The sequence below is a fragment of the Noviherbaspirillum aerium genome, assembly GCF_008929045.1.
Classification (GTDB): domain Bacteria; phylum Pseudomonadota; class Gammaproteobacteria; order Burkholderiales; family Burkholderiaceae_D; genus Noviherbaspirillum; species Noviherbaspirillum aerium.
In genome coordinates this window covers 50,670-63,273 of the sequence record NZ_VFAH01000006.1, presented here as the reverse complement: position 1 = coordinate 63,273, position 12,604 = coordinate 50,670, and the positions used below count along the sequence as shown (strand labels likewise).

Sequence of the window (12,604 nt, the reverse complement as noted above, 5' to 3'; positions counted from 1 at the left end):
TTTGCGTTCTTGCCACCTGTTCGCAAGCTGTGCTCGTACGGCGACCGGCGCTGCCCGTTCGCGCGCTGCCCGTTCGTTTAAAAAGCTCATGACGAGCAAGACCTGTAAAGGAGGTGACGGAGCACGAAGATCAAATATTGACTGACATTCGAAAGATGAAAGACGGAAGCATTCATTAAGTTACTGTGAAGGAGTCATATAATGAGGTGTTTCAATGTAGTGTTGACACTGGGATTAATTTCGGCCGCATCGGCGGCATTTGCGGTCGCGCCCACAAGGTGCAGTGATAAGGTGAGTCCGTACAAAGTATGCCTTGGCATCCCGATTACTTCGGCTGCAGCTGTTGCGTCACGCGATAAAAACAATCTTGGCAATGGTCTACCGAATGCGACGCTTCGCATTTATGAATGTACCTCATACGTTCGTTGCTATAAGGAGATCGGAAGAAGTGCCAGGGACAAGGTGCTGCACTCCGGTGAAATGATTTCCGTCACCAAACCTGCGAGACGTTATAGATACTACTATGCCGCCCTATACTCGGGTGAACGCTTCATTCTTAAAAGCCCCACGATTTATAACAGATAGTCAAGATTGTAAAAGGCAGGGCGCTACGTAATCAGCCCCTGCCTACTCTACCCAACGCCGGTACGTCGTTGGGCTTTCTCTTAAGGTTCGTTAATGTTCGTTAAGGTTCTCGCATGTGAGCCGCGCTGAAGGCGGCATAGGCCGACATCGCCGCCGAATCCATGGGGAAGGTGCCGAGCGTGGAGGCCGCTGCCTTGCGCACCGCAATCGCTTCCCGCTCGTCGAGCATGCGCGCCATCAAGACCGGCTGCACATCGGCGCTGTTGCCGGCGGCCACCGCCATGGCGGAGACGGCGGCCGAGCGGACTTCGGGATCGGGATCCAGTGCGGCGTTTTTCAACAGCTGCACGGTACCCGCTTCCCTTGGCGCCCAGGCTACGTACGCATCGATCGCCTGCTGGCGCACGATGGCGTCCGGCGATTGCAGATAGGTGGACAGCGTCGCTGTCACGGTGGCCTGCTCCGATGTGGAGATAGGGCCGTGCGGCGACAAGGCGGACAAGGTGGCGGCAACCAGCTGCGGCTCGCTTGCCGAGCCGTTCCGCAGCGACTCCAGCAGCATGGAACGATCTTCCTGCGACTTCAGGCCAACGGCTCCCAGCAGCCGCAAGCTGGCCAGGCGCTCGGGCACGGGATGATTCGCACGCGTGGAGTCAACAAGCTCTTTCTCGAGTTCAGGGGTGCCAGCCGCACTCAGCGCCATTTCCAGCATCTCGGCAGCCGGGCCTGCAACTCCCTTCAGATAAGCGGCGACAGCACGTCGCCGCAGCCCGGCATCGCTCGCCATGGCGCTGCCCAGGCGTGAGAGCAGACGCTCCCGTTCGGATGCATCCGTATCGGCGGGCAGGGCAATGAGCGCGGCAAGCGGGTCGGCGGCCGCCGCAGGCACGGGCGGGCTCGCCACGGGCGCTGGTGCTGAAGCAACCGGATCTGGCAATCCTCCGGACCATGGATTGGAATACATCGTTCCCGCCTGTGCCGTCGACGGACAGGCCGCAGGAGCCGCATCGGCTGCGAGGTTCGGAGTGTTTCTGCCCAAGCCATAACCGGCCGCGAATATGGCGGAAATGGCTGTCAGGGAAAACATCCACTGTTTTAAGCTAGGAGGGCTGGTCATGACGATGAGCTTATCACCGTCATTCCTCGCCAATGGCAAATCCACTATTTGATTTTTAGATAAGTGCGGGATAAACCACGTTGAATGCCATCCGAATTCAATTCCAATGTGCCGGGTTGTGCTGCCTTTTCCGGCAACTTGCTGAAAACCTTAAGGACGGAAAACTTGCATGTGCAATTGGCCTGCTTCCATTGCACATGCTGGTCCCGATGCCGGGCTTGGCGACGGTAAATAATCAACAATGCCGAACTGGCTTTGCCCCGATCTCACGTACGGCAGGAAGTTTGGTTATTGTCTGTTCGCATGAAGGAATTGACGGACGAGAAGTCGGTACCGAGACGGCAGTACACGGAAGGGTTCAAGGTCGAAGCGGTGGATTTGACCCCGCACTACCGGACACCGCTTCACACTATGGTCGATGAGTGAGTATTGCGGTGAAGTTCTCGTGGTGAACGATACTTCAGTGCACTGTGAGGATGCCGATCATTGTAATGTTCAAACGGCACTGTCAACTTAACGTAGCGGAAGCGAGGAGAGAGCTGGTCGACCCCTACTCAGAACGGAGTAGACGGATTTCGGGTGACGCCGGTGAGGTCATGCCAGACAGCGAAGCGTCTGGTGAGCTCACTTCGATGACGAGCGACACCGAGTTGTTGACGATGGAGAGCGAAATATTGTCGGATCGGTCCAAAGCTCGACAAAAAGCGTTGGGTGCGCTGCGGTGAACGGAACCCCTTCATGCGCCGCTCGCGTTCCCGTGTCGGCTGATGACTGTTCTCGGCACGGTTGTTGACCCGCGCTGCTGCTTTGACAAAGACATGCTTGACGCCGGCAAGCGCGGGCAGGTCTGCTTTCGCAGCGGGATAACTGCGCAACTGGTCAGTGATGATCTTGCGTGGACCATTCGGATAATGGGCCAGCAACCGCTGGAAGAAGCGTTTGGCGGCCGCGGTGTCGCGGCGTTTCTGAAGCAGGATGTCGAGCTCGGCCCCATGCTGATCGACAGCACGCCATAGCAAATACGGTTCCCCGTCGATCTTGACGAAGACTTCATCCAAATGCCAGGTCGAGCCAGGTGCTGGGCGCACCTGCTTGACGCGATGGACAAACTGCTGGCCGAATTTGTCGCACCACCGGCGGATCGTCTCATAGCTGACTATCACGCCACGCTCCAGCAGCAGCTCTTCGATATCCCGCAGGCTGAGCTGGAAACGGAAATACCAGCGCACCGCGCAACTGATGACCGCACCGGGGAAGCGATGGCGATGGTAAAGGGCTTGGGATATCTTCATTGCCCGACTTTACCCGCATCCATCGTTAACGTGACATTGCCGTCTCATCCATTCGCCAGCTTCGACTAACCGGTTGCGCGTGCTGTCGGAAGACCTCATCCAGGAATGGCAGGAACCGAAACGCCCAGCGGTTGATCGATGAGTGGTTAACCAGCACGCCGCGCACCTGCATCATCTCTTCCAGATGCTGGCAAATCGATGGGTAAGCTGCATACCAGCGAATGCACACCAGAATAACATCGATCGGAAATCGCATTCCCTAGGTGTTCAACATGGCGGTTCGATCCACATCCAAAAGCGTCACTCTACCTCAGACCTGAGCCTATTTCGATTAATTGGGCACAACCTAATATCACCACTCCATATCCTTACTTCCGCTGCCAAACTGCACGGTGGGGCAGAACAAGCCTTTCGTTCAGTATAGGTCAAGTTCCTTTTGTCGCCATGTTTAGCTTTTCCTCATGGCGTCTCGAAAGGCGTGTACCGTAGGCAGATGTTCATTCTCTTGACGATAGATTAATGCGATCGGCGCTGGCGTATAGGTAAAACGCACCGGCAATACATGGATCATATGACCAAATTTTTCAATTGCTGACGTAGGCGCCACCGCAAGCATATTGGTGCGCATAATAATATTGATATTAGTGTAGAAAAAATGCGATTCGATAATTGGAGATGGCGGACGTAATCCTGCACGAATGAATATGTCATCGAATGTATCGCGTGTAAGCGATCCAACTGGTGGAAGCACCCAAGGCAGCAGGGAAATGTCCTTTAATGACACTTTCTTCTTTTTTGCGATGGGATGGTTAATGCAGCAAATGACATGTAGGGATTCCTCTCCCATAAGATCATGATGAAATCGATAAAGATGCCTGTCGTACAGATTGCCACTTCCTATTCGCGCTACAACACAATCAAGCTCTCCTCGCGCCAACATATTCAAAAGCGTTTCCACGGTGGCTTCGTGAATGGAAATTCTGGGTAAATTACCCGCCAAATCGAGACGACGGATTGCAGCGGGAATAAGTTCGACCAGAGCAGCGGGCAGTGCCCCGATGCGCAAAATTTGAGGCTTGTCCGAATTTATGGCGGCGCGTCGTGCAGCGTCGATTTCGTTCATGGCAACGCGCAGCCGTTCACGTACTTCAATCCCGGCAGCCGTGAGTATGGCTCCGCTACGGCTGCGTGTAACCAACGGGGCGCCAAACATCCTTTCAAGATCCCTCACCATTGTTGTGACCGCAGGCTGGGTTACACACAGCAATGTGGCTGCACGGCGGAACGAACCCGTTTCTTGCAGCAGTTCAAGTAATTTCAAATGCCTGATCTTGAGATGGTCAAACCGAGAAAGGTCACTGGTTTCTATATAAGCTGACATTATCAGGTGATTCGCAAAGATGAATATGCACCAATCATAGATCAAAATACACTCTTCTTCGAATGGAATGCTGAATGCGGTACTTGGCTGCTGAGATAAATGATTCCGGTCAAGTCAACTAAAGGCAAAAGAGCCATTAACAAGCAAAAATTACATAAGCGTTTTAAGGAGACAGTAGTGAAGAAACTTGCCCTTACCTTAGCCTGCAGCATGATCGCCGGTATCGCGAATGCACAAAGTTCAGTACAGATAACAGGGATCATCGATCTGGGAATCGACTATGCAAAAGGTTCACAGAGCCAGACACGCTTACGTGACGGCGACATGGCGGCTTCGCGCCTGATATTTAAAGGCGCCGAAGACCTGGGCAGTGGCAATCATGCCGGATTCCTTCTCGAAAACGGCTTCTCGGCGGACACCGGAACCGAGTTTTTCGGCAACAATCGCTTGTTTGGGCGAGCGGCATGGGTAGAACTTGGCGGAGGATGGGGCACGATTCGGCTAGGTCGGCAATATACACCTAGCTTTGACGGCCTCGTCAAGGCTGACGCGTTCAATCTCAACTCGAACGTGTCCCCGATGAATCTTATGGGTCTTCGGGAAGGGCAAGGTACTGCTAAGGCAATATATCTCAGCCGATTTGATAACATGGTTGCTTATCGTTCGCCCTCGATCGGCGGGTTTTCCGGCACGGTTGCCTACGGGCTCGGTGAAGCTCCTGGTTCTTCTAGCGGAAGAAATCTAGGCGCCAACCTAATGTATGCCAACGGCCCGTTGTATCTTTATTATGCTTACCAGGTGCAAAACGCGGGTACGGCAGCAGCACCGGTCGCCGCCCCGACTCGTACCACCTTTCATCTTGCCGGTGGCACCTACAAAATCGGTCCTGTGCAACTAGGTTTGACAATCGAGACTGATTCAAGCAACGCACCTGGAACTAGTGACGCACGCCACTATCTTGCCTCCGTCGTCTGGAACGCCAATGCAACCAATACGCTTCGAGCGCAAGTGGTAAAACGTGCAGTCGACAATAGTCCCCTGGATCCGTATGCACTGGCACTGGGGTGGGATTACGCTTTATCCAAGCGCACAGTTCTTTATACCCGTGCGCTGTATGTAAATAATCCGGCGGGTGGTTCCAGTTCCATCAACCTGATTCCAATCGACGCCAACAGCGGTGACAATGGACGTTCGATTGGATTTGGCGTAAGGCATAATTTTTGACCCAATAAGGGCCTGCGTCGCAACGGCATAAGTTCTCGAAGTCCGGTTAAAGACTTGCTGCGCGGCCCGACTTTGGTTGCGGGACGTTTTCCTGCACAAGTCGGCATAGATGACGCACATATGTGCTCGTCAGGTCAAATTGAGGTTGTTTGCTGCAGGCCTAAAGGAAAGCGGTAGTTAAGCGAAATGAAAAACATGGATTTTTTAGAATCGCCATCTCGCTCTGTGATCAGAACACCGACAATCTGAGCCAACCTTCTCACATACTAATTCAAGGAATTTATGGACACCTCATTTTCTCCGCTGCGCGACATTAGGGTCGTCGACTTCTCTCACGTCATCGCCGGCCCATTCTCGACATTCTATCTGGCACAGATGGGAGCGGAGGTGCTTAAAATCGAGAATCCCAACGGCGGTGATGTCATGCGTCGTAGTGAAGGCGGGGCAAAAGCGTTCCTCAATATAAATGCAGGAAAGCGATGTGTTTCCATCGATGTATCCACACCCGCTGGGCGCGATGAAGCCATGAAGCATGCTGCCGCGGCAGACGTTTTCGTAGACAACCTGCGACCGGGTGTACTCGAAAAACATGGCTTGGGATTCGCTGACGTAAAGGCAGTTAACCCTCGCATAGTATATTGCTCTATTTCAGGTTACGGTCGGACTGGCGAGTGGCAGGAGCGCCCAGCCTATGACCATATCGTGCAGGCTATTACCGGCATGATGATGCTTGGTGGCGAGGAAGGCTCTCCTCCGATAAAAACAGGATTTCCGGTAGTAGATGCAGCAGCGGGAATTATTGCGGCATTAGCCATCGTCAGCGCTTTGCGCGAGCGCGACCGTACCGGCGAAGGCATGCTGCTTGATGTATCAATGACATCTGCAGCATTGCAATTAATGTATCCGTTTGCTTGCACTGCCTTAACAGAAGGAACATCGCCCAAACGGGTTGGTAACCAAGGTTATTCGGGTAGTCCTGCTGCGGACACTTTCAAGACCCGCGACGGCTGGATTGCACTGGGCGCCAACACACCCAAGCAAGTCATTAGCTTGCTTAATGTGCTCGGTCATGGAGAGTTAGCGTCTGATCCTGATGTGTTCAACCCGCCGCTCGATGCATCTCAACCCGGCACTTTTGCCAGGGCCGCCAATTCAATTCTTTTCAAGGAAAGGTTGCAGCAGTATGTGTTGGAGCAAAATGCTGCGGCGCTTGAGGAGGCATTGAACGCTGCAAATGTGCCAGCCGCTAAGGTACGCACGCTCGGGGAATTTGTGTCGGAAGGAAAGGCTAACGGTGGGCTTTCAACGCGATGCCTGCGCGAGGGCGATGTCTCGGTCGTATCGCCGGGCCTTGGCTTTCAGGTTCTGCAACGATAAGCTGGCTGACGTACCGCGCATATCGATCTGTCTGTTACCAACTGCTGCTGCGTTATTGATATGCTGAACGGATGGAGTGACATCGTAAGTGCTGATTATGAGTTTATAAAAGTCCCAGCAAGTCACGGATTAAAAAAGCAAATGTCTGCGCGGATTCAATTTCAGGAGACTCTATGAAAACCATGTTTCAAAGCGTTGTGGCGGGTTTGGCCGTACTCTTGGCTATGCCATCCTCCGCCACTCAGGCCAACCCGGGTGAGTATCCGAAAGGACCGGTCACGTTGATTGTCAGCTATGCGGCCGGCAACGCGGCAGATGCTATTGCACGTACCATCAGTCAGCGACTTTCTGAGAAATGGAAGCAACCGGTGGTGGTTGAAAACCGGCCGGGCGCGGCAGGCAACTTAGGTGCTGCCGCTGTGGCAAAGGCCGCTCCAGATGGGCAAACGTTATTGTTTACAGCAGTAGCGGCGATAGCTATCAATCCCCACCTTTACCCCAAGGTTGGCTTTAATGTACTCAAGGATTTCGAGTTTGTGAATCTAGCGATACAGGGGCCTATGGTTTGCGTTGTAGCTCCAGAAGTTCCTGTCCGAAATATGACTGAGCTCATTAACTACACGAAAAGGCATCCGGGCAAACTAAATTACGGCTCTTCGGGCAGCGGTACGATGCCTCACCTGACCATGGAACAGATCAGGGATAAGCACGGGCTTAATGTCACGCATGTTCCATACAAAGGAGCAGGTGCAATAATGGCCGACCTGTTGGGTGGCCTCATTCAGGTCGCCTGCGAAGGGGTGAGCGTCGTCATGCCTCATATAAAATCGGGTAAGCTGCGTGCGCTTGGTGTGACTTCGGAGAAACCGTTGACGGCTTTTCCTGAGATCCCGACACTTGCATCACAGCTCGGTGGCTTTACAAGCGGTGCGTGGAGGGGAGTGATGGCTCCGCGAGGAACGCCCGAATTGGTGGTTAGCAAGATCAGCAAGGACATTAACGAGGTTCTGGCCGAAAAAGAAGTCCGAACTCGATTCGACGGATTAGGAATTGAGGTGCTTGGCGAAAATCCGGCCAAGTTCGAACAACGTGTTCGTGCCGATTATGAAGAATACGGCAAGATTGTCCGCCGACTTAACCTCAAAGTGGAATAAGTATGGGCTCGCTCGAAGGCTCGCGAATTCTCGAACTTTAACCATCGCTGCGCGGCGGCAGAGACTCGTCGTAGTCTTTCTACCGTTCGAGGATGGAGTTCTGTTGCAATAAGGGAGCCAGTACGAGATAAGGCGTGCGGTTATTGGCCGTTCAAGCGGCCAGGGAATAGAAGTGGCCGGCAGCGCACGCCACTTTCCCGCCAGGGCAGTCAAGGTATCCTTTTTTGATCCTATGCATCGTTTCGATTCCGGCCAACAGAATGTGCGCACAACGAAAAAACCGGAATCCGGGCATGGGCCGGATGATGCGCTTGACGGCCCGTTGATCCTGCTCAACGGGGTTGTTGAGATACTTCACTTGGCGTAGCTCAATCGGCATGCCGATAGCAGCCACAACACTTTTGATAGCAGCGGTATTGGTACCGCTCTTGTCGATGGCAATCTTGTCGGGCAAGCCGTGCCGGCCGATGGCGTGCTCCAGAAAGCGGCGTGCGGCTGCCAGATCGCGTTTGGCCGTGAGCAGGAAGTCGACCTTGGCACCGTCACGGTCGACGGCGCGATAAGGATACTTCCATTGTCCGCCGACGAACATGTACGTTTCGTCCATGCGCAGGCTCAGCGGATACGCCACGCACCAGCGCACGCGAGTCAGCATGATCTCCAGCGGATAATGCAAGCCCTTGAGCACTGTACGTAATACGTCGTTCACCGGGAATTCTTTCGCAATCAAACCGGCCACTCTATCAGAACCGGCTTACTGCAACAGAACCAGCCGCTTCCACAGCTTGGCTACTTCCATCCGAAATCGAGCGAGACATCAATATGCTGATTGAAGGGACGAAGAGGACTCCAGTAGTCGGGCAGGCGCGCTGGAGTTCTTGATAACGACTAAGACATCGTTGATCTACAAGACCGCTCATTCCTGATTACGTCGTCGAAGCTGTCGACGCAGCCGAACGTTGTCGGCGCCAAGGGCGACGATGAAGATCGTTGAAAGAATCTCGGTGGCGTGAGTCCCGAAATAGCTCCAGAATGCCCAGGATAATCCGGATGCTACGAGCGCCGTAATTAATAACGCAAGCGAGTCTTTCATGCCGCCGCCGTACGGAGTCGAAAGGCATCCCGTTTCTTTTGCTTCGTTTGATATATTTCCGGGAATTTTCGGAGCACCTGGGGGAGCCAGTCGGTGTTCAGGCGATACTGATGTGCGCTCATGAGTACGTCGCTTAAAGATGTTCCGCCGGATAAGGTCCTTCCGGTCACCACTGCGATACTCCCGATAACGGCACCGGCATAGTAGGCCGCGCTGATCCCGCCAATGACCGCGAGTTGCTCAAGACGCGTACCTGCTCTGACAATTTCTCCAGTTGAGACCTTTTTTCCGAATTTTTTAATCAAGCCGATCAGTGTCGCCGCATTGGCCGTGGCGGACTGAACGGTTCCAAACGGTGCATCCGGTGCCGGCAAATTCAATGCATCCATATCATTGTTGAAGTCACTATAGAATTTTGTCATTGGCTTTCCATGTGGTCAGAATGGAAACAATATCAAATTATCAATAGCTCGTGCAGCAAAATTTACTTGTCCATGAAAACTCTTGGATTCGCCCTATCCGCGCTGGCGTGTCCTTGAGCATGTAGCGACCAGGTTATCTGGATCGCAGACGGCGGCACACTCATCATCCTGCAGAACAACCAACTGGTGGAGCGCTGCCTGGCCATTTCGGGCGTGTAATGAGTTATCGAAACCATCTCAAGGCAGGCCGCTTAAGCAAATGCCTCGATCGGAGCGGAGCAGGAACGGTCAAATATCAAGCTTAATCCAATGCAGCCGATCGCCAGGCCAGCAATGCATATCGCCCGCAAAGGCCGCGTGCTCATGCACCTTCGCCTTCAGTCCGTTTTACAGCCAGTAAGTCACGATAAGGGGAGCGCTGGATTGGCGATGGGTTCTCGTCGAAGCGGTTTTCCACAGCAGCCAACATCACATCGCGCACCACATCGCCGCTATAGCCGCCGCTCGTCGCGACCCAATTCATGGCCTCCCGGTCGCGGTAGTCCAGGGCAAACGTCAACCGCAGCGGCTCGCCATTCTCGCACCGGAACTCAAAGCCGTCAGAACACCAACGTAGGTTGCTATTGGGAACGGCGACCTTGCCATCATGCCGGCGTTCAGGCCGTGCCGGCATGGTCCTCCGCTGCAGAAGCAATCCATGAACACGCATGATGCGATAGACCCGTTTGGCATTGACTGGAGCTGCTCCACGCTGCAAATAGCGCTGCATGCCAATCCTGAGTCACTGCGAAAGCATACGCGAGGCCCAAAGCCCTCGGCAAAGAAAGGCTGCGTCTGAGCCGCTGTCGCAGGCCGGCATGTCGCTACTGCGCGTGCTCTCGAATAGCCTCGTCAAGTATGACCTTGAAAGGGGGCACCTTGGACTGGTACCGATTCCGGGGTACGGTCAGCCTAGCGGTAGGACACTGGCGGAAGCAGTTTGCGTCATGGCGACAGGTGCGAATCCGGACCGCGCAGCAACATGACAAGCATGGATGATAGCGAATGTAAGTTCATTGAGGAATTGCCCGAAAGGTTGGAACCGGAAAGACACACGCGCCTTGTGCTGCATCTCCTCCGGTTCGAACGCGATCCTGCACTGAGCTGCATCCCGCTCTTCAACTGCCTGCGCAGTCCCGACTCATTCAACCCTGCAGGAAGCAGAAGCCGCTCACGCCCAATGCCACCGTGCGGCCGTCGACAGTCATGTTCCTGCTCATGAGCACCGTGCCAACGTCAACCGGTGCCACTGTCCTTGCAACGACATCCATGTTGAACAGGCAGACGATCTCCGAACCCTCATGGTTGCGGGAGAACGCCAGCACGCCATCAGGCGCGTCGAGCAGCGTGATGCTTCCCTGGCTGAACTCCGGCCGCGCCTTGCGCAGCGCGATTACCTCGCGCGCGAAGTTGAGAATGGATTCCTTGTCGGCGTCCTGCCTGTCGACGTTCATTTCAATGTGCACCGGATCGACCGGCAGCCATGGCTCGGCCTGGCTGAAGCCGCCATGCGGCGCATCGGTCCAGGGCATGGGCGTGCGGCAGCCGTCGCGGCCCTTGAACTTGGGCCAGAAGGTTTTGCCGAACGGGTCCTGCAGGCGTTCATACGGCACGTCGGCCTGGGGCAAGCCGAGTTCCTCGCCCTGGTACAGGCAGATGTCGCCGCGCATGGCAAACAGGAGTGCCAGCGCCTGCTTGGCGTTTTGCTCCGGATCGCGGCCGTTGAGCCAGCGGCTTGCCACGCGCGGCTTGTCGTGGTTGCTCAATGCATAGCAGGGCGTGCCGGGCGACCTGATGCTTTCCTCCAGCGTGTTGATCACATTGCGCACATAGGGCGCGCTGCTGTCGGGCTGCATCAGCGCGAAACTGTAGGCCGAATGCAGGCGGCCGGGTCTGGTGTACTGGCCCATGAGCTTGAGCGCATCATGTCCGCCGACTTCGGCCAGGCTGAAGGCGCCGTAGGCATCGAGCAGCTTGCGGATTTTTTCCAGGAAGGCGTCCATTTCGGGGCGCGCCTGGTCATAGACATGCAGTTGGAAGCCGTAGGGATGCAGCGCGGCGCTGGTGTCCTGGCGCGGCGGATTGTTGCGCAGCAGCTGGTCTTGAAAAATATGATTGCAGGCGTCGAACCGGAAGCCCGACACGCCCATGTCCAGCCAGTAGTCCATTTCCTTCAGTACCGCGGCCTGCACATCGGGATTGTGCATGTTGAGATCGGGCTGGCTGGAAAAGAAGGAATGGAAATAATACTGGCGGCGTTCCGCGTCCCAGCGCCAGGCCGGGCCGCCGAATACCGAGACCCAGTTGTTCGGCGGGCTGCCGTCGGGTTTCGGATCGGCCCACAGATACCAATCGGACTTGTTGTTTTCCCTGGCGCGGCTCTGCTTGAACCAGGCATGTTCTTCCGACGTATGCGAAATCACCATGTCGACGATGATGCCCAGACCGAGCGCCTTGGCACGCTTCATCAGGCTCTTGAAATCATCCATGGTGCCGAAGATGGGATCGACCGCGCGGTAGTCCGACACGTCATAGCCGAAATCCTTCATCGGCGACTTGAAGAAGGGGCTGATCCAGACCGCATCGACGCCAAGGCTCTTGATGTAGGGAAGCTTCTGTTCGATGCCGCTCAGGTCGCCGATGCCGTCGTTGTTGGAATCCTGGAAGCTGCGGGGATATACCTGGTAAATGATCATGACACTCTCATAAGCGCTTTGGGTCGACGTGCAATCCATTCCGGCCGCGGGGCCGGCGGCGGACCGGATCGGCCGGGCATTTGCCATGCATGCCAGCGACCGCCAGTCAACGGGTTAAGCATTACTATCCGTTGACTTCCGGAAATCTGCAATGTCCTATATGCAAGATGGGCATGTTTTGTTCCTCGGCTGCAACTGAGGTGGTCATTTTGCAATCCAGAATG

10 protein-coding genes and 2 pseudogenes are annotated in these 12,604 nt (G+C 54.9%); 3 read left to right on the top strand and 9 right to left on the bottom strand.

Features of this window, described 5'->3' with window-relative positions; genetic code table 11:
* Nucleotides 1-685: 685 nt before the first annotated feature.
* From FH061_RS11055 to FH061_RS11040, 4 genes and pseudogenes are all read right to left on the bottom strand, one after another.
* The gene (locus tag FH061_RS11055) at nt 686-1,489 is read right to left on the bottom strand and encodes a HEAT repeat domain-containing protein (protein WP_192805008.1); all 804 of its coding nucleotides are present in this window, start codon (nt 1,487-1,489) and stop codon (nt 686-688) included.
* Nucleotides 1,490-2,256: 767 nt separating this feature from the next.
* Nucleotides 2,257-2,994: an IS6 family transposase gene (locus FH061_RS11050; protein WP_151635885.1), complete on the bottom strand. Its 738-nt coding sequence runs from the start codon at nt 2,992-2,994 to the stop codon at nt 2,257-2,259.
* Between the two features lie 40 nt (nt 2,995-3,034).
* Nucleotides 3,035-3,250, bottom strand: a pseudogene (locus tag FH061_RS11045) (IS6 family transposase); the annotation flags it as partial.
* Between the two features lie 192 nt (nt 3,251-3,442).
* Nucleotides 3,443-4,375, bottom strand: a complete 933-nt coding sequence (locus tag FH061_RS11040; protein WP_151635884.1) for a LysR family transcriptional regulator — start codon at nt 4,373-4,375, stop codon at nt 3,443-3,445.
* A gap of 99 nt (nt 4,376-4,474) precedes the next feature.
* On the opposite strand from FH061_RS11040, the gene FH061_RS11035 reads away from it, so the two are divergent.
* From FH061_RS11035 to FH061_RS11025, 3 genes are all read left to right on the top strand, one after another.
* On the top strand, nt 4,475-5,599 hold the full coding sequence (locus FH061_RS11035; protein ID WP_151635883.1) for a porin: 1,125 nt from the start codon (nt 4,475-4,477) through the stop codon (nt 5,597-5,599).
* A gap of 282 nt (nt 5,600-5,881) precedes the next feature.
* On the top strand, nt 5,882-6,976 hold the full coding sequence (locus FH061_RS11030; protein WP_151635882.1) for a CaiB/BaiF CoA transferase family protein: 1,095 nt from the start codon (nt 5,882-5,884) through the stop codon (nt 6,974-6,976).
* Between the two features lie 173 nt (nt 6,977-7,149).
* Nucleotides 7,150-8,130 (top strand): Bug family tripartite tricarboxylate transporter substrate binding protein, encoded by a 981-nt coding sequence (locus FH061_RS11025; RefSeq protein ID WP_151635881.1) that lies wholly within the window; start codon nt 7,150-7,152, stop codon nt 8,128-8,130.
* Between the two features lie 151 nt (nt 8,131-8,281).
* Here the strand turns inward: FH061_RS11025 and FH061_RS11020 are convergent, their stop codons facing one another.
* From FH061_RS11020 to FH061_RS11005, 5 genes and pseudogenes are all read right to left on the bottom strand, one after another.
* Nucleotides 8,282-8,785 carry an IS6 family transposase gene (locus FH061_RS11020; protein ID WP_404822445.1) on the bottom strand — a complete coding sequence of 168 codons (504 nt, stop codon included), beginning with the start codon at nt 8,783-8,785 and terminating at the stop codon, nt 8,282-8,284.
* Nucleotides 8,786-9,046: 261 nt separating this feature from the next.
* Nucleotides 9,047-9,223, bottom strand: a complete 177-nt coding sequence (locus FH061_RS30395; protein WP_192805007.1) for a hypothetical protein — start codon at nt 9,221-9,223, stop codon at nt 9,047-9,049.
* On the bottom strand, nt 9,220-9,645 hold the full coding sequence (locus FH061_RS11015; protein WP_151635879.1) for a hypothetical protein: 426 nt from the start codon (nt 9,643-9,645) through the stop codon (nt 9,220-9,222). Before FH061_RS11015 ends, FH061_RS30395 begins: the two co-directional genes overlap by 4 nt.
* 430 nt (nt 9,646-10,075) lie before the next feature.
* Nucleotides 10,076-10,393, bottom strand: a pseudogene (locus FH061_RS11010) (IS3 family transposase); the annotation flags it as partial.
* 436 nt (nt 10,394-10,829) lie between these two features.
* Nucleotides 10,830-12,380 carry an alpha-amylase family glycosyl hydrolase gene (locus FH061_RS11005; RefSeq protein ID WP_151635878.1) on the bottom strand — a complete coding sequence of 517 codons (1,551 nt, stop codon included), beginning with the start codon at nt 12,378-12,380 and terminating at the stop codon, nt 10,830-10,832.
* Between the last annotated feature and the right edge of the window lie 224 nt (nt 12,381-12,604).